Here is a 19,885-nt window from a genome sequence, read left to right as displayed (position 1 = left end):
TCACGGTGATCGGGGCCGCGCCCCTGTCGTCGGACCTCCCGCACGGGACCGGTCCGAACCTGGTTGACGGACCGGGATGCACCCGGTCCGAAATCTCATGCGCCGCGCAGGGCCTGTGCCGCCTGCACGAACAGCGCCGCGACGTCGCGCATCTCGTCGCTGTCCTTGCGGTCCACCTTGGCCTCGGCCAGCATCGGGAAGGTCACCAGCGACACCTCCCACAGCTCGACCTCGGCCAGCACGCGCCGACCGGCCTTGTCGCGTTCGGCCCGCAGGGTGCGATAGCCGATGGACAGCCCGTCGATCGCACCCGCCTGGATCAGCGCCGCCGCCTCGCGGGCCTGCGCCACGTCGGGCAGCAGGCGGCCCTTGACCCACAGGCCCTTGCCGTCCTCCCGGACCTCGTCCCAGACCCCAATGGGGCGGGTCGGGTCGTGCTGCCACAGCATCCGCACCTTGTCGCCGCGCGCCGCGATCCGCGCCAGCGACGCGGCAAACGCGCCGGGCAGCACCGCATCGCCGCCCTGATCGGTCAGACCGAACAGGCTGGCATAACCTTCGATCACCTGACCGTCGGTCAGCACGGGCGGACCGCCCGCGAACTTCATCTCCAGACCCGGAACCATCCCTCAGCCTCCTTTCGGCGCATAATCTAGAATACCCTGGACGGCCTGCGTCAGGATCACGGCGACCACGCCGTAGACCGTCATCCACAGCCGCCGCTCCAGCCCTTCGATCATCGCCTCGATCCGCTCCAGGCGCTTCTCGACCTGGCCGAACTGCAGCGCCATGATCCGTTCCTGCGCCTCAAGACGCGTGTCGTGCCACAGCCCGTCCTTGACGAAACGCGACCCTTCCATGCCTCACGCCCCGTCCAGGGGCGGCAGGCCCAGCAGGGCGCGCTTTTCCGCATCCGTCAGGAAGCTCGCACCGCTGATGCGGGCCCATTGCTGGTTGCGCTCCTCGGCCAGGGCCGGGATCTGGTCCAGATCGGGCCGCAGCTCGATCTCGGCGCCCAGATGCTCGGACAGCCACCAGGCGACAGCCGCCGACACCCGCGTCGCCAGCGGCAGCACCGTCAGGCGAAAGAACGCACGGTGCGCCTCGGCATAATTCGCATAGGTCGCGTCCCCCGGAATTCCCAGCAGCATGGGCGGCACGCCAAAAGCCAACGCGATCTCGCGCGCCGCCGACAGCTTGGTCTCGTGGAACTCCATGTCGGACGGGCTGAAACCCATCGGACGCCAGTCCAGCCCGCCTTCCAGCAGCATCGGACGGCCCGCATTGCGCGCGCCCTGATGGTTCATCTCGATCTCGCCCACCAGGCGGTCATACTGCTCGGGGCTAAGCACCCCCTGCCCGTCGACTCCCTTGTAGATGATCGCCCCACTGGGCCGCGCCGCATTGTCCAGCAGCGCCTTGGACCAGGCACTGGCGCTGTTGTGCACGTCCAGCGCGACGGCGGCCGCCTGCATCGGCGACAGACCGTAATGGTCGTCCTGCGGGTGGAACGCCTTGACGTGGCAGATCGGATCGGGGCTGCCGGTCATGTCGAACCGGTGCTTGCGCCCGCCCACCGCATATTCATAGGCGACGGGCCAGCCATCCGCACCGGGCACCACGCTCATGCGGTCGGACCGCAGCACGTGCAGCTCCTCCGGGATGCCCGTGGCGTCCGCGCCCACAGCCTCCAGATAGCCGTTGCCCGACAGCAGGATCTGCCCGAACAGCGCCTCGAACAGCTCGGCCCGACCTTGGCCCGGATTGGGCCTGCGCAGTAGATCCAGAACCGGATGCACCTCATAGCGGTGGTCGCGATCCGCGCAGATCATCGGCACGGCCGCCGCGGCCTCGGCGATCAGGCGCACGCTGCGAAAGCCCACCGGGTTCCCCATGAACCCGCCGCGCGTCAGCGTGCCCGTATCCCTGGCCGACCAGACAGGGCGCCCGGACCCGCTGGCGAATGCCACGACCCGGCCCGTCGCACTGGCCTTCCTCTCTGGCGGGGGGGATGATTTCTCCTCCCGCGAAAACAATCGAAACGCCATGCTCGCCTCCATGCCTCAGCCATGCGAAAGGGCCGCCCCCTGCGGGACGGCCCTTCGTCGGTCCGACCTCTCGGACCCGGTTACAATCGCCGCATCTGCGGCCTGCGCCAGCCTGCGGCGGGCTCGATCATCAGCTCATGGACCGCCCAGACCAGGGCATCCAGCCGGTCGGGACTGCCCCGCCCCTCGAACCCGCGCACCGTCATCTGGCACATCTGATCCTCCAGCGTGCCCAGGGCGCCCTTCAGATGCTTGACGCGCCCCTGCTCGTACAGCGCGGCGACGGGCTCTGCCCGCAACCCCTTGCCCCGCGACGCCCGCAGCGCCTTGAACGGGACCAGCGGGTCGATCTGGCGCACGACGCTCTCGACCAGATCGCCGCCCTGGTTCACCTCGGCCACCAGCTTCTCGGCACCGTGGCGGTCCATCGCGGCAATCGCGGCGCGGGCCCAATCCGTGGGCCCGCCCCGGACGCTGGCATCCTCCAGCACATAGGCGCGCCAATCCTTGGGTTCGCCCTGCGTAACGACGCCCGCCACCACGATCCCGCATTCGTCGCTGGCCCGCCCGCCGGTGACCGACGGGTCGACCGCGACGACGATCCGGTCCAGCTTAGGCGCCTCGGCCACCCGCGCGCCTTCCAGCATCGCGGTCGTCCACAGCGCCCCCTCGACATCGTCCAGAAGCACGCCGTCCAGCTCCTGGCGCCCCAACCGCGTCCCGCCATAGCGGCTCTCGACCTCCGCCAGGAAACTCTCCGCCAGATAGGCGCGGTTCGCATCCGTCGGCGCATGGGTCACCACAGTGCTGGCATTGCCCAGGATGCGCTTCAGCACGCCCACATTGCGCGGCGTCGTGGTGACGACCTGCTGGGGATGTTCGCCAAGCCGCAGCGCGAACTGCAGCATGTCCCAGACATCCTCGGCCTTCTTCCACTTGGCGAGCTCATCGACCCAGGCCGCATCAAATTGCGGCCCGCGCAAAGCCTCCGGCTCATGCGCGGAATAGACCGTGGCGGTCGCCCCGTTTGCCCAGACCAGCCGCTTGCGGCCCGCCTCCCAGACCGGACGACGGTCGGGGGGCGAACAGGCCAGGATGCCGCTCTCGCCGAACACCATCACCTCGCGCACCTGGTCGAAGGTCTCCCCGACCAGCGCCACGCGATGACACTTCCCGGGCGCCGCAGCCGTGGGCCCCTCGACCAGGCTGCGCACCCATTCCGACCCGGCGCGGGTCTTGCCCGCCCCGCGCCCGCCCATGATCACCCAGGATTTCCAGTCGCCCTCCGGGGGCAACTGGTGCGGCAAAGCCCAGAACTCGAACAGCCAGGGCAGGCTCATCAGCGCGTTCTGCGACAGCCCGCCCAAGAATTCCTCAACCTCCTCCGGCCCGGCGGAGGCAAGCCAGGCGGCGCCCGATCTCGTCTCGTGCGGCGCCGAGGTCAAGGCTGCCCCCTCCGACGCCGCCCGCGATGTCCTTGCGAAGTTTGTCAACCTTGATCCCTTCCGCCATCAGCAGCTGGACGGCCTCGCGGACCGTCTTCGCCGTCTCCATGGCCTTTTTCAGCTTGGCCGGGTCAAGCTCCCCGGACTTGAGCGCTTCAAGCTCGGCCTGGTGCCCCCGCAAGTCCTTGACGTAATCCCAGAACAGCCAGCGAAGGACGTCGATCTCGTCCTCGCCCTCGGCGATCTCGGGCATCGCGAACCCGGCCTTCTCAGGCTGGGTTCCAGTCACGAAAGGTCCGTCGGTTTTCCCGGCCCCGCCCCATTCCATATCGTTCATGCACTCTGCCCCGCCTCGTGTTCCTGTCCGCACGAGCCAAGAGACGAAAAAAGCGGCCCAAGGGTTTCCCCCGGCCGCTTGCCCACCTCTTCCAGCATGTAAAAGTTCTACCTTAGGGCGTTCGCCAAGTCAATGGATAAACCCATACGTGCAAAATGTGGCGCATAAACCCTGCGATTACAATGTTATACACTATGCAACACCCCCGGCGTACGCCGCGCAACACGCCCCGGAATCAACTCCGCGCGGCCTCGACGAATGCGCGGATCAGCGCAACATCCTTGATGCCCGGTGCACATTCCACGCCCGAACTGACGTCCACGACAGGCGCCCCTGTCAGGCGCACGGCCTCGGCGACGTTGTCCGGTGTCAGTCCCCCGGCCAGCATCCAGGGTCGCAACCAATGCCGCCCGACCAGCAGCCGCCAATCGAAGGCCAGCCCGTTCCCGCCCGGCAGATCGGCCCCCGCCGGCGGCTTGGCATCCACCAGCAGCATGTCCGCCGCCACGCCGTAATCCATCAGCTGTGGCAGGTCCGCCGGACCCGACAGACCGACCGCCTTCATCACAGGCAGCCCCGTAAACGCCTTGACCTCGGCCACCCGCCCGGCGCTCTCATGGCCGTGGAGCTGGATAACGTCCAGCGCCGCGTGGTCCAGCACCTCTCGCAGCAAATCGTCCGACGGATCGACGAACAGTCCCACGCGGGCGACCCCAACGGGAACCTCCGCCGTCAGCGCTGCGGCTTGGGTCGGGGTCACTGCACGCGGCGACTTGGGAAAGAATACGAACCCCAAAAAGCGCGCACCAGCATCGACGGCCGCCGCGACATGGCGTTCCTCGGACAGCCCGCAGATCTTGACCTCGGCCACGCCTCAGCGAACCGCAGGCAGGGCCGCGCCCTTGGCCGGGGCAGGCTCGTCCAAGATCGCCAGAACTTCGTCACGCGGGGCGGCATGGCGGTCGCGCAGATGCCCGACCTCGCTCTCAAGACGCACGACCTCGGCGTTGCGCTGCCGCGCCTCGCGGCGGAAATGCGCCTCGCGCAGCCACTCCCAGACCAGACCGGCCAGCATGCCCAGGGCAAAGGCCACGAAGATCACCAGGAACAGCGGCACCGTCAGCGACCACGTGCCGCCCAGATACTGTCCGAAATTGGCCGGGAACGCCGACAGGGTGACCATGTCACGGTTGGCCAAGGCGACCGCCACCAGCACAAGCGCCAGTGCTGCGACAAAGATCAGACGGATGAAGCGCATTGAATTTCCTCGATATCGCAGACGGGCGGGATGCCCGGTAAACAGGGGCCTCAAGCGTCGCCGTTCAGGCGGTCGCGCAGCAGCTTACCGGTCTTGAAGAACGGAACGTGCTTTTCGTCAACCTCGACCGATTCCCCGGTGCGCGGATTGCGCCCCGTCCGGGAATCGCGCTTCTTGACAGAGAAGGCGCCAAAGCCGCGCAACTCGACCCGGTCGCCCCGCGCCATCGCGTCGATGACCTCCTCGAAGATCGTGTTCACGATCCTCTCGACGTCGCGGCGGAATAGGTGGGGGTTTTCATCTGAGATCTTCTGGATCAGTTCGGACCGGATCATATTTTCCCCCAATTGGACGGGTCTTCCTGCCGTCAAAGTCGGCACGTCAAACCGCAAGGCCGGTGCAATACCGCCCTTCATGTTTCCGTTCAACGCCCGACAGAAGTCACTGGTTTCATAGCGTTGCCAGCTTTGCCCCAAACGCGCAAGCGGGATGGCGCGCATCCGCCCGGCCGTGGGCAAGAAAAAGCCCGCCCCGGACGAACCGGGGCGGGCAAGGATCGATCGGGTTGGGCCGATCAGCTGTTGCGGTTCAGTGCCGCACCCAGGATGTCGCCCAGGGACGCGCCCGAATCCGAGCTGCCATAGGTGTCGATGGCTTCCTTTTCCTCGGCGATCTCGCGGGCCTTGATCGACAGGCCAAGACGGCGGGTCTTGGTGTCGACGTTGGTCACGCGGGCGTCGACCTTGTCGCCGACGCTGAAACGCTCGGGGCGCTGGTCGGCACGGTCGCGGGCCAGGTCGCTGCGGCGGATGAACGACTTGACGCCGTTGTACTCGACCTCGATGCCACCCTCTTCGATCGCGGTGACTTCGGCGGTGACGATGGTGCCACGCTTCACGCCATCAACGGCCTCGGCCATGTTCTCGTTTTCCAACGACTTGATGGACAGGCTGATGCGCTCCTTCTCGACGTCCACGTCCTGGACGACCGCCTTGACGACGTCGCCCTTGCGGAAGTCCTGGATCGCGTCTTCGCCGCGGGCATCCCAGCTGATGTCCGACAGGTGGACCATGCCGTCGATGTCGCCTTCCAGGCCGATGAACAGACCGAACTCGGTGATGTTCTTGACCTCGCCCTCGATGACGGTGCCGGTCGGGTGGGTTTCGGCGAACACTTCCCACGGGTTGCGCATCGTCTGCTTCAGGCCCAGGGACACGCGGCGCTTGGCCTCGTCGATCTCCAGAACCATCACTTCGACTTCCTGCGAGGTCGAGACGATCTTGCCCGGGTGGACGTTCTTCTTGGTCCAGCTCATTTCCGAAACGTGGACCAGACCCTCGACACCGGCTTCCAGCTCCACGAAGGCGCCGTAATCGGTGATGTTGGTCACGCGGCCCTGGTGGACCGACTCGATCGGGAACTTGTCGGCGACCGTATCCCACGGATCGGCCTGCAGCTGCTTCATGCCCAGGCTGATGCGGTGGCTGTCCTTGTTGATCTTGATGACCTGGACCTTGACGGTCTCGCCGATCGCCAGGATCTCGGACGGGTGGTTGACGCGACGCCAGGCCATGTCGGTGACGTGCAGCAGGCCGTCGACGCCGCCCAGGTCAACGAACGCACCGTATTCGGTGATGTTCTTGACCACGCCGTCGATCGACTGACCTTCGGTCAGGTTCGCGATGACTTCGGCGCGCTGTTCGGCGCGGCTCTCTTCCAGGATGGCGCGGCGCGACACGACGATGTTGCCGCGGCGACGGTCCATCTTCAGGATCTGGAACGGCTGCTTCAGACCCATCAGCGGGCCGGCATCGCGCACGGGGCGCACATCGACCTGCGAACCGGGCAGGAAGGCGACGGCACCGCCCAGGTCGACCGTGAAGCCGCCCTTGACGCGACCGAAGATGGCGCCCTCGACGCGCTCTTCGCTTTCGTAGGCCTTCTCCAGACGATCCCAGGCTTCCTCGCGGCGGGCCTTCTCACGGCTGATCGACGCTTCGCCGCGGGCGTTCTCGACGCGGTCCAGATAGACCTCGACCTCGTCGCCGACCTTGATGCTGGGCTCTTCGCCGGGATTGGCAAATTCCTTCAGATCGACGCGGCCTTCCATCTTGTAGCCGACGTCGATGATGGCCTGGCCTGCCTCGATGGCAATGACGCGGCCTTTGACAACGCTGCCCTCGTCGGGGGTGTCAATCTCGAGGCTTTCATTCAGAAGGGCCTCGAACTCCTCCATGGTCGCTTTAGCGCACATACGTATTCAGTATCCTTTGTGTCTGTTTTCCGGCCTGACGGTTGGCTCCGCCGGTCTTTATGGTGCCGTTGGGGCAACGCCAAAGGGTCGCGGCATGACGCCCGACCCGTTGGAATGCGGTCTGTTCTGACCATGTCGCCCGTGTGACTGCGGCCCCAATACCCGTGTTTGACGCCAATTTCAACGCCTAAACGCGTTTCCACACGCCCGACGCGCGGCTGTAATCCGCGATCTCGGGGGCGCCGAAATCGCCCGCGTCCATCGGCGCGTCATGCCGCTCCAGCCGCAGGTCGGGTCCGTCGATCTCCAGCAGCACGAACTCGTTCTGCCTGTCGGTGATACGCGCACACAGCGCCGTGCCGGTCTGGATCTGCAGCACGCGCGGATGGCGGCCCGTCGCCAGCAACGCGTCCGTCGCCCACCGGTGCAGATGCCCCGACAGGACCACCTGCACCCCCGACGCCTCCAGCCGGTACAGCGCCTCTGACGCGCGCCGTGCCAGCGCCTTGTCGACCCGCGGCAGCTGCTGCAGCGGATGATGCAGCGCCACGATATTCGTGCCCATCGCGTCGACATTGCCGATGACGCGGCCGATCTCGCCCTCGCGGATCTTGCCGCGCTGCCAGGCATAGGGATCGGCGCTGTTCAGCGCCATGACCCGCACGTCGCCCGCCCGCCCCACCGGGGTCAGCACGGGACCGAAATGCCGCCGGAACCCCGCAAAGGGCCAGAACATCCGCGCCACAAGGTTCCATGCCGGTACGTCGTGATTGCCCGGCATGCACATCAAGGGCGCCTCGATGCGGTCAAGAAAGGCGCGTGCCTGCCGCATCTGCGCAGGCAGCGCGCGATGCGTGATGTCGCCGCCGATGACCACCAGGTCGGGGCGCAGCGCCGCAATCCGCGCCAGCAGCGGCTCCTCCAACGCGGCACGGTGAAATCCGAAATGCAGGTCGGTCAGGTGAAGAATGCGCGTCACCGGTGGTCAGCCCTTCGGCTGCTCGGTCTTGCTGACCCCATCGCGGGGCAGCAGGACCTTGAGCCCGTCATGGCGCACCTTCAGCCGGAAGGGGCTCTCCAACGCCGTCTTCTCGCCGTCGTGGGCGATCAGCTGGCGCCGCTTGGGCGTCTCGATGGTTAGCTCGTCCGTCAGGATCAGGTCGAAATCGTCGTTCTTGGCGCTCTTGCCCATCGCCATGCGCAGGGCGGACCGCATCAGCGGCAGGGGGTGCTTCGCCTTGGCGATCAGCACCGCGAATTCGCCGCGCCGGATCTCCTCCGCCCCTTCCAGCCCAAAGCTGTCCAGCTGATAGGCGCTGCGCGCGACAAAGACCAAGGCACTGGTATAGCGGCTCTCCTGCCCGTCGACGCGGGCGACCAGCTGCATCGGGCGGCGCAGACGCCGCAGCGCCACCAGCACCGACCAATAGGCCGCCATCCGCGACCGCCCCCACCGCTTGTAGATCCCCTCGCGCGTCTTCAGGATCTGCGGATAGGCGCCCAGACTGACATTGTTTAGAAAGATCAGCCCGTTGACGTCTCCGACATCGACCGCCTCGACCCGCGCGTCCAAAATCGTGTCCAGCGCCTCCTCGACGGTCTCTCCGACGCCCAGGTCGCGGGCAAAATAGTTGAACGTCCCGCCCGGCAGGACGCCCATCACGACGTCGCGATCAACCAGCGCCCCGGCCACCGCCGATTGCGTGCCGTCGCCACCCGCGGCGATCACCAGGTCGAACCCCTCGGTCGCGACCTTGCGCGCCAGCGCGGGCAGGTCGCTCCCCTTCCGGCTCTCGCGCAGCTCGAAGCTGCCGCAGGCCGGAGCGAGCCGTTCGTTCAGCATCTCACGCAGCTCGACATGCTTCTTCTTGCCCGATCCGCGGTTCATCACAACACAAACCTTGGCACTGGCCAGGTCGAACCCATCGGTCTTGTGCTGCATCGCTGGACTGTCCCCGGCCGTGATTGTCATCTGCTGGGCACCGAACACCCGACCCCGCCGCAGGGTTGCATCTACAGCAGCCGGGCCGCCGCCTCGGCCGACGGTTTCAGCCCCTGCCCGCCGCCGCCGACAAAGGCGACCAGCTGTTCGCGCATCCGCGGCTCCCAGAAATCGCGCAGATGGGCGGCGATCTTTTCAGGTGCTGCGCCGCCGGGCTGGGTGTCAAAGAAACCGGCGATCTGGTTGACCATCAGGACCATCTTGTCAGGCGACATCGGACACCTCGGCGCGCAGCCGTTCGGGGTGGGAAAACAGATCAAAGCCCTCGCCGCGGGCAAAGGCCGCCAGGGTGATGCCCGCGCCCTGCGCCAGGCGCAGCGCATGGGCGGTGGGGGCGGACACGGCGATCAGCACCGCGCCCCCGGCCAGGGCGCATTTCTGCACCATCTCGACGGACACGCGGCTGGTCAGCACAAAGGCGCCCTGCCCTGCATCCATGCCCTGCCGCGCCATCGCGCCGATCAGCTTGTCCAAGGCGTTGTGGCGGCCCACATCCTCGCGCGCCAGCACGATCCCCCGTCCGGGAATCATGAAGCCCGCCGCATGGACCGCGCGGGTCCGGTCATGCAATGGCTGCCAGCCGCGCAGATCGTCAGTCGCCCGCGCGATCTGGCTCGCATCCAGCACCGGCCCAGCGCCCGACAGGTCGGGCAACGCGCGCACCGCCTCCTCAAGGCTGTCGATCCCGCACAGCCCGCAGCCCACCGGCCCCGCCATGAAGCGGCGCCGCGCCGCCAGCGCGTCGGTGCGGTCATCCGCGATCCACATCTGCGCCTCGACGCCGCGGGGATGGGCCAGAACCTCCAGCCGCTCGATCTGGGCCGGGTCGGTCACGATCCCCTCGGTCAGGGAAAAGCCCACGGCGAAATCCTCCAGATCCGCGGGCGTGGCCATCATGACGGCCTGGGTGGACCCGCCATAGACCATCGCCACGGCCGTCTCCTCCGGCAGGGTCCGGGTGACATCCGCGCGGCTGGCCGCGCGGACATGGGTGGCGGGGGCTTGGGTCGTGGGGTCGGGCAGGTTCATCGTCACTCCGCGGCTGACAGGATCCGCCGCGACCTTTCGGCCTGTGCAGTATAGCGTTCCTGCCAGTCCGACGGACCGTTCGAGGGGCTGACCTGCACCGCGGTGACCTTGTATTCCGGGCAATTCGTCGCCCAGTCCGAAAAATCGGTCGTCACCACGTTAGCCTGCGTCGCCGGATGGTGGAAGGTCGTATAGACCACCCCCGGCGACACCCGTTCGGTCAGCGTCACCATCAGCGTGGTTTCCCCCGCCCGGCTGGCCAGCCGGACCCAGTCGCCGTCGCGGATGCCGCGGGTCTCGGCGTCATGCGGATGGATCTCCAGCACGTCCTGGCCGTGCCAGGCGGTGTTCTCGGTCCGCCGGGTCTGAGCGCCCACATTGTATTGCGACAGGATGCGCCCGGTGGTCAGCAGCAGCGGGAACCGCGGTCCGGTGCGTTCGTCGGTCGGGATGTATTCGGTGATCACGAAATGCCCGCGCCCCGACTGGAACCCGTCGACATGCATCAGCGGCGTGCCCGTGGGCGCGGCCTCGTTGCAGGGCCACTGCACCGAGCCCAGCTCCTCCAGCCGATCATAGCTGACGCCCGCAAAGCTGGGCGTGGTCGCGGCGATCTCGTCCATGATCTGGGACGGGTGGGTGTAATGCCACCCCGCCCCCATCGCGTTGGCCAGCATCTGGGTGATCTCCCAGTCCTCATAACCATTGCGGGGCGCCATGACCTTGCGCACGCGGTTGATACGGCGTTCGGCATTGGTGAAGGTCCCGTCCTTCTCCAGGAAGGACGACCCGGGCAAAAAGACATGCGCGTAATTCGCCGTCTCGTTCAGGAACAGGTCGTGGACGATCACGCATTCCATCGCGGCAAGGCCCGCCGCCACGTGATGCGTGTCGGGATCGGATTGCAGGATGTCCTCCCCCTGGCAGTAAAGACCCTTGAACGTCCCCTCGACCGCGGCATCCAGCATGTTGGGAATGCGCAGGCCCGGCTCGGGGTCGATCTGGACCCCCCAGGCGTTCTCGAAGATCGCGCGCACGTCAGGCATCTTGACGTGGCGGTATCCCGGCAGCTCGTGCGGGAACGACCCCATGTCGCAGGCGCCCTGCACGTTGTTCTGACCGCGCAGCGGGTTCACGCCCACGCCGGGCCGCCCGATATTGCCGGTCAGCATCGCAAGGTTCGCGATCGCCATCACGGTCGTCGACCCCTGGCTGTGCTCGGTCACGCCCAGCCCATAATAGATCGCGCCGTTCCCGCCCGTCGCGAACAGCCGTGCGGCGGCGCGCAACTCTGCGGCGGGCACGCCGGTCAGGGTCTCGGTCGCCTCGGGGGCGTGGCGGGGATCGGCGATGAACTCGGCGTAATGCTGGAACTCGTCCCAATCACAGCGGTCGCGGATATAGGCCTCGTCCATCAGCCCCTCGGTCACGATCACATGCGCCATGGCGCTGATGACGGCGACGTTGGTGCCGGGGCGCAGTGGCAGGTGATGGGATGCCTCGACATGCGCGGACCGCACGATGTCGGTGCGGCGCGGATCGACGACGATCAGCTTGGCCCCCTGGCGCAGGCGCTTCTTCAGACGGCTGGCAAAGACCGGGTGGCCGTCCGTCGGGTTGGCCCCGATGATCAGCACCACGTCGGTCTGTTCCACGCTGTCGAAATCCTGCGTCCCGGCCGAGGTGCCGAAGGTCTTGCCCAACCCGTATCCCGTGGGCGAATGGCACACCCGCGCGCAGGTGTCGGTGTTGTTGTTCAGGAACACCGCACGGGTCAGCTTCTGGACCAGATAGGTCTCCTCGTTCGTGCAGCGGCTGGAGGTGATGACCCCCACCGACCGCCGCCCATGCCGTTCCTGGATCCCGCGCATCCGATCGGCGGCAAAGGCCAGCGCCTCGTCCCAGGCGACCTCGCGCCACGGGTCCTCGATCCGCTCGCGGATCATCGGTTTCAGGATGCGGTCCTGGTGAGCGGCATAGCCATAGGCGAACCGCCCCTTGACGCAGCTGTGCCCGCGGTTCGCCTTGCCGTGCTTGTAGGGCACCATGCGCACCAGCTGGTCGCCGTTCATCTCGGCCTTGAAGCTGCAGCCGACGCCGCAATAGGCGCAGGTGGTGATGACCGACCGCGTGGGCGTGCCCAGTTCGGCCACCGACTTTTCCTGCAGGGTCGCGGTCGGGCAGGCCTGTACGCAGGCACCGCAGCTGACGCAATCGCTGGAGAAGAAATCGTCGGCGCTGGTCCCGGCGCTGACGCGGCTGTCAAAGCCCCGGCCCTCGATGGTCAGGGCGAACGTCCCCTGCACCTCGTCGCACGCCCGCACGCAGCGCGAACAGACGATGCACTTGCTGGGATCATAGGTGAAATAGGGGTTGGAGTTGTCCTTGGGAATGAACTGCGGGTTGTCATGCCCCCCGCGCAGCCGGGCCTCGGCCTGCGACCGCGCGCCCGTTCCCGACGGATCGAAATGGTTGTCGCCCGGCGCATAGCGGACGTCGCGCAGGCCCACCTGCCCGGCCGTGTCCTGCAACTCGCAATCGCCATTGGCCGAACAGGTCAGGCAGTCCAGCGGGTGGTCGCTGATATACAGCTCCATCACGCCCTTGCGCAGCTTGCGGATCTTGGCGGACTGCGTGTGAACCACCATCCCCTCGGCCACGGGGGTCGTGCAGGATGCGGGCGTGCCGCGCCGCCCCTCGATCTCGACCACGCACAGGCGACACGACCCGAAGGCCTCCATGTTGTCGCTGGCGCACAACTTGGGGATCTGCACGTCGACCATCATGGCGGCGCGCATCACCGACGTTCCCTCGGGCACGATCACCGCAATGCCGTCGATGGTCAGGGCGACCGGGGCGCCGCTGCGCGCAGGCGTGCCCATGTCGCGGTCGTCGCCGGGCGCGAATTCCGGGATGATGAAGTCTTTCATTCCGCGGCCTCCTTATGGGTGGCGAAATCGTCGGGAAATTGCGTCAGCGCGGACATGACCGGATAGGGCGTGAAGCCGCCCAGGGCGCACAGCGACCCATCCTTCATCGTCTCGCACAGATCGGTCAGCAGGGCGGCGGCACCCGGATCGCCCGCGGCGATGCGGTCGATCGTCTCGACCCCGCGCACCGCACCGATCCGGCAGGGCGTGCACTTGCCGCAGGATTCGACGGCGCAGAACTCCATCGCGAAACGCGCCATCTGCAGCATGTCGGCGCTGTCGTCGAACACGACCAGACCGGCATGGCCGATCAGCCCGCCCGCGGCATCGAAATCCTCGTATCCCATGGGCGTGTCGAACTTGCTGACGGGCATATAGGCGCCCAGCGGCCCGCCGACCTGCACGGCCTTGACCGGACGCCCGGTCGCGGTGCCGCCGCCGATGTCGTTGACGACCTCACCCAGCGGCATCCCGAAGGCGGTCTCGAACAGGCCGCCGCGCGCGACGTTGCCGGCGATCTGCAGGGTCACGGTGCCCCGCGACCGCCCCAGCCCGAAATCGGCATAGGCCTGCGCGCCCCGTTCGAAGATCACCGGGACGGTGGCCAGGCTGATGACGTTGTTGACGACCGTCGGCTTGCCCAGGAACCCCTCCAGCGCGGGCAGCGGGGGCTTGGCGCGCACCGTGCCGCGCTTGCCCTCCAGGCTGTTCAGCAGGCTGGTCTCCTCTCCGCAGACATAGGCGCCGGCGCCGACCCGCACCTGCATGTCGAAGGCCCGCCCGGAGCCTAGCACATCCGCACCCAGCATGCCGCGCTGGCGGGCGATGACGACCGCGCGTTCCAGCACGTCGATCGCCACGGGGTATTCCGACCGCATGTAGACATAGCCGCGCGTCGCCCCGACCCCCAGGGCGGCGATCGCCATCCCCTCGATTAGGGTGAAGGGATCGCCCTCCATGATCATCCGGTCGGCGAAGGTGCCGCTGTCGCCCTCGTCGGCATTGCAGACGATGTATTTCTGATCGGCGACCGCATCGGCCACGGTCTTCCACTTGATGCCGGTCGGAAAGCCTGCGCCGCCGCGCCCGCGCAGCCCGCTGGCCGTGACCTCGGCCACGATGGCCGCACCGTCCATGCCGATCGCGCGGCGCAGCCCCGCCAGACCGCCATGGCGTTCGTATTCGTCCAGGTCCAGCGGGTCGATCAGCCCGCAGCGCGCAAAAGTCAGCCGCGTCTGGCGGGCGAAGAAGGGAATGTCCTCGACCCGGCCAAGGCAGGGCAACGTGCCATCCAGCATCGCGCCCACATCGGCGGGCGTCACTGGGCCATAGGCCAGGCGCCGGCCGTCGGCCTCGATCTCGACCAGGGGCTCCAGCCAGACCATGCCGCGCGACCCATTGCGCACGACCTGGGCATCCAGACCCCGCGCGGCGATCTGCTGCGTCAGGGCGTCGGCCACGGCATCGGCACACAGCGCCTTGGCGGCACTGTCCAGGGGAACAAAGATCCTCATCGTGCGGCCTCCAGAGCGGTGACCAGCCGGTCGCCGTCGACCCGCCCCATCAGCTGCCCGTCCAGCATCGCGGCCGGACCGCAGGCGCACAGGCCCAGGCAATAGACCGGCTCGACCGTCACAGCCCCGTCGGCGGTGGTCCCGTGCCAGTCCACGCCCAGCCGGTCCAGAACGCCCGCGGCCATCGCGGCGCCGCCCATCGACTGGCAGGCCTCGGCGCGGCAGATCTTCAGGATGTGACGCCCGGCGGGATGGTCGCGGAAATCGTGATAGAAGCTGATGACGCCATGAACCTCGGCCCGGCCCAGGTTCAGCACGTCGGCCAGCACCGGCACGGCGGCCTGCGGCACGTGCCCCCATTCCGCCTGGATGGCATGCAGCATCGGCAGCAGCGGCCCCTCCAGCGCGGTCAGGGGGGTGACGACATCGCGGATCTCGTCTGCGGTCGGGGCTGGCGCGTCGTTCAGCATGGCTGGCCTTTCAGATATCCGTTCCCCAGAAGACAGCGGGGACCATCTGAAATCAATATCGCAGTTCCGTTGAACGATAGAGTGTTTCTATCAAACCATACGCCGCGCCTCGCTCAGCAGCGCCTCCAGAACCGGGGTATGCGGCTCTCTCCAAGGGGCGATCAGGCCCACGGCGTGGCCCGGTGCCGACCCCTCCAGCGCGATGAGGCGCAAGGGTTTGCCCTGCGCCAGGAAACCGGCGATATCCTCGGGCAGGATGGTCAGCCAGCCACCGGCCATCACATGCGACACCAGCACCACGGTCGAATTCGATTCCACCGTGGCCTGCGGCACCACGCCTGCGGCGGTCAGGGTGCGGTTGATGATGCGGCGGTTCTGCATGTCCTGGGACAGAAGGCACAGCCGCTGCCCGTCCAGATCAGACCACGCGACCTGCGCCTGCGCCGCCAGCGGGTGATCCTGATGCGCGACCAGCAGATAGCGTTCGTCGTACAGCGCCACGCTGCTGACCCGGCCCAGCGGTTCGTTGTCCAGATACGAGATGCCGGCATCCACCTCGAGGTCGTCGATCATCTGCAGGATCTCGGCCGAGGTGCGCGACAGGATGGTGAAGCCCACGTTCGGATGCGCCGCCCCGAACCGGGCGCTGATCCGTGCGGCCCAGGTCAGCGCGGTGGGAATGACCGCGATGCGCAGCCGACCCGACAGGCCGTGGCGGACGGCCCGCATTTCGTCGCGCAGCTGACGGGTATCGCCCACGATGCGCCGTGCCCAGACCAGGGCCTGCTGCCCCTCGGGCGTCAGCCCGCCATAGCGCGATCCGCGAAAGATCAGCAGGACGCCCAGGCTCTCCTCCAGCTGCTTGATCCCGGCGGATAGGGTGGGCTGGGTCACGCCGATGGTCGCGGCGGCACGGCCAAAATGGCCCTCCTTGGCCACGGCCAGGAACATCTCCAGCTTGTCGATCATGCGTGGTCCCCCTTTGGCCGCCATCAGGCGCGTCCGGGCAGGCGCGGTCAAGGACTTGCCGCGCGGGCCGTCGCGGGTGAGGGTCGGCGCATGACCGATATCCTGCTGATCCACGGGGCATGGCACGGCGGCTGGTGCTGGGACCGGACCGCAGCCCTGCTGCGGGCGCAAGGCTGGCGCGTGGCCTGTCCCGATGTCGCGGGCGACACCCTGGCCACCTGCGCCGCGGCCCTGCCCTGGGCGCCCGTGGTCGTGGGTCATTCCCTGGGCGGCATGCTGGCCGAGGCGATGGACCCGGCACCGCGGGTGCTAATCCACCTGTGTTCCTATCTACAGCTGCCGGGCGACAGCGTGGCGTCGCTGGACCGGCTGATCCCCGCACCGCCCAGGAACTGGCCGCGCGACGACCTGGGGCGGCTGGTTCTGTCGCCACACGCCGCGCGGGCGATGCTGTATGACGATTGCGCCGACGCCGATCTGTCCCGCCTGCGGCCCCAGCCGGTCGGCCCGCTGCGCGACCCGCTGCCCGGACCGCGCAAGCAGACCACCCGCCACTATGTCCTGTGCGACCGGGACCGCGCCATCCTGCCTGCCGCGCAGCGCGCGATGCTGGACCGCGCGCCGGTCGATCACCTGCACCACCAGCCCTGGGGGCATTCGCCCTTCCAGTCCGACCCGCAGGGGCTGGCCGACCTGATCGACGCAATCGCGCGCTAGGGTGCGGGAACGGCCACCACCGCCAGGCAGTCGCCGGTCTGCACCAGCCCCGGAAAGTGCCGCGCAGCCAGCAGGCCGGGGCGGTTCGCGCAGACCGTCACGGGCGCGATGCCGGTGCGGTCCACGGGCCAGATGCAGGCCAGCGGCTGCCCCTCGGCCACGTCCTGACCCAGATCGACCAGGGGGTGCAGCAGCCCGCCCTGGGGCGCGAAGTGGAAGCAGGCATCGTCGGGCATGTCCAGCATGCGACTGTCGTCCACCCCCTCGACCGGGCCGGACAGGATGCCCGCATGGCGCAGCACGTTGCGCGCCCCGCGCAGCGCGATGGACACGGTCGCCGCAGTGGCCGTGCCGCCGCCGCCCAGTTCCGTGGTGACGAAGACCTTGCCCTGCTGTTCCACGGTCGTGTCGAACATGCCAACCGCGTCGATTTCCCGCATCATCATCGACCAGGGCGCGCCAAAGGCCCGCATGGCGGCCACGCAGGCCGCCTGCTGATCCGCGTCGTCCAGGTAATGCGCCGCGGCATAGGGCAGAAAGTCCAGCGTCTTGCCCCCCGAATGGTAATCCAGCACCAGGTCGGCGGCGGGCACCAGGACCGTCGCCAGGTAATCCGCGATCTTCTGCGTGACCGAACCGTCGGGGCGCCCCGGAAAGGCGCGGTTCATGTTCACCCCGTCGATGGGGCTGACCCGTGTGCCCGCCGCGACCGCGGGCGCGTTCATCGCGGGCAGGATGATCACGCGGCCCATCACCTGCGCGGGCTCCAGCTCCCATGCCAGCTGCTGCAGCGCCAGGGGGCCTTCGTATTCGTCGCCGTGATTGCCCCCGGTCAGCAGGGCGGTGGGCCCGTCGCCGCCGCGGATCACCGTCAGCGGGATCATCACGCTGCCCCAGGCGCTGTCGTTGCGGCTGTAGGGCAGGCGCAGAAAGCCGTGATGCTTGCCCGGCGCGTCCAGCGGGATGGTGGGCGTGATCGCGGTCATCCCTTCACCAGCATCCGGCGCGGCAGGGTGCAGAACAGGTCGGGCGCACCATCGGTGATGATGATCGATTCCGTCGTCTCGTACCCCCAGTCGTCCATCCACAGCCCGGTCATGAAATGAAACGTCATGCCCGGCTTCAGCACGGTCTTGTCGCCCCGGCGCAGCGACATGGTGCGTTCGCCCCAGTCGGGCGGATAGGACAGGCCGATCGGGTATCCGGTGCGGTTGTCCTTGACGATGCCGTGGCGGTCCAGCACCCGGAAGAAGGCGTTGGCGACATCCTCGCAGGTGTTGCCGGCGCGGGCGGCCTCCAGCCCCTCGTCCATGCCCTCCAGGACGGCCTTCTCGGCCTCCAGCATGGCGTCGGGGGGCGTGCCCAGAAAGATCGTGCGCGACAGCGGCACGTGATAGCGCTGATAGCAGCCGGCGATTTCAAAGAACGTGCCCTCCTCGGGCTTCATCGGCTGGTCGTCCCAGGTCAGGTGCGGCGCGCCCGCATCGGGACCCGACGGCAGCAGCGGCACGATGGCCGGATAGTCGCCGCCATGGCCGGACCATTCGTCATAGCGCAGGCCCGCGTCATAGATCTCGGCCACCAGGTCGCATTTGCGCATGCCGACCTCGACCTTGTCGGCGATGCGGCGGTGCATGCGCTCGACGATGCGCGCGGCCTTGCGCATGTATTCCAGTTCCTTCTCGGTCTTGACGGCGCGCTGCCAGTTGACCAGCGACGCGGCATCCGTCAACCGCGCATCGGGCAGGCCCGCCGCCAGGCAGGCATGGGCCTTGGCCGAATACCAGTAGTTGTCCATCTCGACCCCGATGGTGCCGCGGTTCCAGCCCAGATCGGTCAGACGGGCGGCCAGGTATTCCATCGGGTGACGCTCGGTCGATTGGACGTAATGGTCGGGATAGCCGATGATCGCGTCCTCGGGCATCCAGACGGTGCGCAGCGCGCCCTGCGCGTCCTGCCCGCGCCCGAACCAGACGGGCGGGCCCGACGGCCCGACGATCACGCATTGATGCACATAGAACGACCAGCCGTCATAGCCGGTCAGCCAGGCCATGTTGGACGGGTCGCTGACGATCAGCGCGTCCAGGCCCTGGCGCGCCATGCGGGCGCGGGTACCGGCCAGCCGGGCCTCGTATTCCTCGGTCGCGAAACGTTCGGGCGTGCGTTGCAGTTCAGGCATGGGACGGACCTTGCGTCGGGGGGTGAATTACCAGCTGCGGGTACGGAACAGCGCGCCCGGCCCGCGACCCGGGATGCGCGCGCGGTCCAGCATCGCCCAGAACAGCGCCTGGTTCGAGGTGACGACCGGTTTGCCCAGTAGCCCCTCCAGCGTGTCGATCAGATCCAGCGCGGGCAGCGCGGTGCAGGACATGAATAGCGCCTGCGCGTCGGGATGGTCGCTGGCCAGCGCCATCTCGGTGATCTCGGTCGGGTTCAGCATGGCCATGTCGCGGTCGTCGGCATGGCCCATCGACGACCGGCGGACGACGTCGATGCCATTGGACGCGAAATGATCGCCGACCAGGTCGGTCGTCGCCGCCAGATAGGGCGTCATCAGCGCGACCCGCGCCACGCCCAGCGCCGCGAACGCCCGCAGCGCCGCGCCCGCGGGCGTGGTCACCGGCGCGCGACCCCCGGCCAGCGCATCCATCGTGTCGCCCAGCACCGCCGCAGCGGAGGTGCAGCCGAAGCCGATGCCCGACAGCGTCACGCCCGGCACCAGCAGGTCCACCGCGTCACACAGGCGCGGGCCGGTGGCGCGCAGGTTGTCCTCGGTCGTGGGGTTGTCAAAGGCGATGCGCGTGACGTGCAGCCGGGTTCCGGGCGGCATCAGGCTGGCCGCGTCACCCTCGATCGTCAGGTCGGTGGCCAGGGCCACCAGCCCGAACCGGTTCAGATTGTCCTGCATGCGG

Annotated in this window: 21 protein-coding genes; 1 reads left to right on the top strand and 20 read right to left on the bottom strand. The window is 67.9% G+C overall.

What is annotated here, in order from left to right:
* Positions 1 to 95 precede the first annotated feature (95 nt).
* The 17 genes from EOJ32_RS09075 to EOJ32_RS08995 all read right to left on the bottom strand — a co-directional run bounded on the left by EOJ32_RS09075 (position 96) and on the right by EOJ32_RS08995 (position 16,256).
* Positions 96 to 626, bottom strand: coding sequence for an HK97 family phage prohead protease (locus EOJ32_RS09075; RefSeq protein WP_240542390.1), 531 nt, complete (start codon positions 624 to 626; stop codon positions 96 to 98).
* A 3-nt stretch (positions 627 to 629) separates the two neighbouring features.
* Complete coding sequence (locus EOJ32_RS09070; RefSeq protein WP_045999356.1) at positions 630 to 860, bottom strand: hypothetical protein; 231 nt, start codon at positions 858 to 860, stop codon at positions 630 to 632.
* 3 nt (positions 861 to 863) lie between these two features.
* The gene (locus EOJ32_RS09065; RefSeq protein WP_127898334.1) at positions 864 to 2,048 is read right to left on the bottom strand and encodes a phage portal protein; all 1,185 of its coding nucleotides are present in this window, start codon (positions 2,046 to 2,048) and stop codon (positions 864 to 866) included.
* A gap of 80 nt (positions 2,049 to 2,128) precedes the next feature.
* Entirely contained in the window at positions 2,129 to 3,388 is a 1,260-nt protein-coding gene (locus EOJ32_RS09060; protein ID WP_127899341.1) for a DNA-packaging protein, read from the bottom strand.
* A gap of 34 nt (positions 3,389 to 3,422) precedes the next feature.
* The gene (locus tag EOJ32_RS09055; protein ID WP_127898333.1) at positions 3,423 to 3,830 is read right to left on the bottom strand and encodes a permease; all 408 of its coding nucleotides are present in this window, start codon (positions 3,828 to 3,830) and stop codon (positions 3,423 to 3,425) included.
* Between the two features lie 235 nt (positions 3,831 to 4,065).
* Positions 4,066 to 4,701: a phosphoribosylanthranilate isomerase gene (locus tag EOJ32_RS09050; RefSeq protein ID WP_127898332.1), complete on the bottom strand. Its 636-nt coding sequence runs from the start codon at positions 4,699 to 4,701 to the stop codon at positions 4,066 to 4,068.
* A gap of 3 nt (positions 4,702 to 4,704) precedes the next feature.
* On the bottom strand, positions 4,705 to 5,088 hold the full coding sequence (locus EOJ32_RS09045; RefSeq protein WP_127898331.1) for a LapA family protein: 384 nt from the start codon (positions 5,086 to 5,088) through the stop codon (positions 4,705 to 4,707).
* 50 nt (positions 5,089 to 5,138) lie between these two features.
* Positions 5,139 to 5,423, bottom strand: a complete 285-nt coding sequence (gene ihfB, locus EOJ32_RS09040; protein WP_045999360.1) for an integration host factor subunit beta — start codon at positions 5,421 to 5,423, stop codon at positions 5,139 to 5,141.
* A 239-nt stretch (positions 5,424 to 5,662) separates the two neighbouring features.
* Positions 5,663 to 7,342, bottom strand: coding sequence for a 30S ribosomal protein S1 (gene rpsA / locus EOJ32_RS09035; protein WP_084693668.1), 1,680 nt, complete (start codon positions 7,340 to 7,342; stop codon positions 5,663 to 5,665).
* A 187-nt stretch (positions 7,343 to 7,529) separates the two neighbouring features.
* A complete protein-coding gene (locus EOJ32_RS09030) occupies positions 7,530 to 8,321 on the bottom strand; it encodes a metallophosphoesterase (protein ID WP_127898330.1) in 792 nt (263 codons plus the stop codon).
* Positions 8,322 to 8,327: 6 nt separating this feature from the next.
* Entirely contained in the window at positions 8,328 to 9,284 is a 957-nt protein-coding gene (locus tag EOJ32_RS09025; protein WP_240542389.1) for a diacylglycerol kinase family protein, read from the bottom strand.
* Between the two features lie 71 nt (positions 9,285 to 9,355).
* Positions 9,356 to 9,559 carry a formate dehydrogenase subunit delta gene (locus tag EOJ32_RS09020; RefSeq protein ID WP_127898328.1) on the bottom strand — a complete coding sequence of 68 codons (204 nt, stop codon included), beginning with the start codon at positions 9,557 to 9,559 and terminating at the stop codon, positions 9,356 to 9,358.
* The gene (fdhD, locus tag EOJ32_RS09015) at positions 9,549 to 10,373 is read right to left on the bottom strand and encodes a formate dehydrogenase accessory sulfurtransferase FdhD (protein ID WP_084693669.1); all 825 of its coding nucleotides are present in this window, start codon (positions 10,371 to 10,373) and stop codon (positions 9,549 to 9,551) included. The genes EOJ32_RS09020 and fdhD overlap by 11 nt, the downstream gene beginning before the upstream one ends.
* A gap of 2 nt (positions 10,374 to 10,375) precedes the next feature.
* Entirely contained in the window at positions 10,376 to 13,303 is a 2,928-nt protein-coding gene (gene fdhF, locus EOJ32_RS09010; RefSeq protein ID WP_127898327.1) for a formate dehydrogenase subunit alpha, read from the bottom strand.
* Positions 13,300 to 14,817, bottom strand: a complete 1,518-nt coding sequence (locus tag EOJ32_RS09005) for an NADH-quinone oxidoreductase subunit NuoF (protein ID WP_127898326.1) — start codon at positions 14,815 to 14,817, stop codon at positions 13,300 to 13,302. Before EOJ32_RS09005 ends, fdhF begins: the two co-directional genes overlap by 4 nt.
* Entirely contained in the window at positions 14,814 to 15,287 is a 474-nt protein-coding gene (locus EOJ32_RS09000) for a formate dehydrogenase subunit gamma (protein ID WP_045999367.1), read from the bottom strand. The genes EOJ32_RS09005 and EOJ32_RS09000 overlap by 4 nt, the downstream gene beginning before the upstream one ends.
* A gap of 90 nt (positions 15,288 to 15,377) precedes the next feature.
* Positions 15,378 to 16,256: a LysR family transcriptional regulator gene (locus tag EOJ32_RS08995; protein ID WP_127898325.1), complete on the bottom strand. Its 879-nt coding sequence runs from the start codon at positions 16,254 to 16,256 to the stop codon at positions 15,378 to 15,380.
* 90 nt (positions 16,257 to 16,346) lie between these two features.
* Between EOJ32_RS08995 and EOJ32_RS08990 the strand changes: the two genes are divergently transcribed.
* Complete coding sequence (locus EOJ32_RS08990) at positions 16,347 to 16,973, top strand: alpha/beta fold hydrolase (protein ID WP_164871417.1); 627 nt, start codon at positions 16,347 to 16,349, stop codon at positions 16,971 to 16,973.
* On the opposite strand, the gene doeB is transcribed toward EOJ32_RS08990, so the two are convergent.
* From doeB to EOJ32_RS08975, 3 genes are read right to left on the bottom strand one after another with little or no spacing between them, the layout of a single operon-like run.
* Positions 16,970 to 17,959, bottom strand: coding sequence for a N(2)-acetyl-L-2,4-diaminobutanoate deacetylase DoeB (doeB, locus tag EOJ32_RS08985; RefSeq protein ID WP_127898323.1), 990 nt, complete (start codon positions 17,957 to 17,959; stop codon positions 16,970 to 16,972). The genes EOJ32_RS08990 and doeB overlap by 4 nt on opposite strands.
* Positions 17,956 to 19,152, bottom strand: coding sequence for an ectoine hydrolase DoeA (gene doeA, locus EOJ32_RS08980; RefSeq protein ID WP_045999371.1), 1,197 nt, complete (start codon positions 19,150 to 19,152; stop codon positions 17,956 to 17,958). Before doeA ends, doeB begins: the two co-directional genes overlap by 4 nt.
* Positions 19,153 to 19,179: 27 nt before the next feature.
* Positions 19,180 to 19,881, bottom strand: a complete 702-nt coding sequence (locus EOJ32_RS08975; RefSeq protein ID WP_127898322.1) for an aspartate/glutamate racemase family protein — start codon at positions 19,879 to 19,881, stop codon at positions 19,180 to 19,182.
* Between the last annotated feature and the right edge of the window lie 4 nt (positions 19,882 to 19,885).

The sequence above is a fragment of the Paracoccus sp. Arc7-R13 genome (assembly GCF_004010775.1).
In the GTDB taxonomy this organism is placed as follows: Bacteria; Pseudomonadota; Alphaproteobacteria; order Rhodobacterales; family Rhodobacteraceae; genus Paracoccus; species Paracoccus marcusii.
This window is presented reverse-complemented; position numbering and strand designations above follow the sequence as displayed.

Excerpts from the sequence above, each read along its gene's own strand:
- rpsA (WP_084693668.1), bottom strand. The coding sequence starts at position 7,342 with ATGTGCGCTAAAGCGACCATGGAGGAGTTCGAGGCCCTTCTGAATGAA.
- EOJ32_RS08995 (WP_127898325.1), bottom strand. The coding sequence starts at position 16,256 with ATGATCGACAAGCTGGAGATGTTCCTGGCCGTGGCCAAGGAGGGCCAT.
- EOJ32_RS09055 (WP_127898333.1), bottom strand. The coding sequence starts at position 3,830 with ATGAACGATATGGAATGGGGCGGGGCCGGGAAAACCGACGGACCTTTC.
- ihfB (WP_045999360.1), bottom strand. The coding sequence starts at position 5,423 with ATGATCCGGTCCGAACTGATCCAGAAGATCTCAGATGAAAACCCCCAC.
- doeB (WP_127898323.1), bottom strand. The coding sequence starts at position 17,959 with ATGACCGCGATCACGCCCACCATCCCGCTGGACGCGCCGGGCAAGCAT.
- EOJ32_RS09020 (WP_127898328.1), bottom strand. The coding sequence starts at position 9,559 with ATGTCGCCTGACAAGATGGTCCTGATGGTCAACCAGATCGCCGGTTTC.
- EOJ32_RS09005 (WP_127898326.1), bottom strand. The coding sequence starts at position 14,817 with ATGAGGATCTTTGTTCCCCTGGACAGTGCCGCCAAGGCGCTGTGTGCC.
- fdhF (WP_127898327.1), bottom strand. The coding sequence starts at position 13,303 with ATGAAAGACTTCATCATCCCGGAATTCGCGCCCGGCGACGACCGCGAC.
- EOJ32_RS09000 (WP_045999367.1), bottom strand. The coding sequence starts at position 15,287 with ATGCTGAACGACGCGCCAGCCCCGACCGCAGACGAGATCCGCGATGTC.
- EOJ32_RS09025 (WP_240542389.1), bottom strand. The coding sequence starts at position 9,284 with ATGCAGCACAAGACCGATGGGTTCGACCTGGCCAGTGCCAAGGTTTGT.
- EOJ32_RS08990 (WP_164871417.1), top strand. The coding sequence starts at position 16,347 with ATGACCGATATCCTGCTGATCCACGGGGCATGGCACGGCGGCTGGTGC.
- EOJ32_RS09070 (WP_045999356.1), bottom strand. The coding sequence starts at position 860 with ATGGAAGGGTCGCGTTTCGTCAAGGACGGGCTGTGGCACGACACGCGT.
- EOJ32_RS09045 (WP_127898331.1), bottom strand. The coding sequence starts at position 5,088 with ATGCGCTTCATCCGTCTGATCTTTGTCGCAGCACTGGCGCTTGTGCTG.
- EOJ32_RS09075 (WP_240542390.1), bottom strand. The coding sequence starts at position 626 with ATGGTTCCGGGTCTGGAGATGAAGTTCGCGGGCGGTCCGCCCGTGCTG.
- fdhD (WP_084693669.1), bottom strand. The coding sequence starts at position 10,373 with ATGAACCTGCCCGACCCCACGACCCAAGCCCCCGCCACCCATGTCCGC.
- EOJ32_RS09060 (WP_127899341.1), bottom strand. The coding sequence starts at position 3,388 with ATGAGCCTGCCCTGGCTGTTCGAGTTCTGGGCTTTGCCGCACCAGTTG.
- EOJ32_RS09065 (WP_127898334.1), bottom strand. The coding sequence starts at position 2,048 with ATGGCGTTTCGATTGTTTTCGCGGGAGGAGAAATCATCCCCCCCGCCA.
- EOJ32_RS08975 (WP_127898322.1), bottom strand. The coding sequence starts at position 19,881 with ATGCAGGACAATCTGAACCGGTTCGGGCTGGTGGCCCTGGCCACCGAC.
- doeA (WP_045999371.1), bottom strand. The coding sequence starts at position 19,152 with ATGCCTGAACTGCAACGCACGCCCGAACGTTTCGCGACCGAGGAATAC.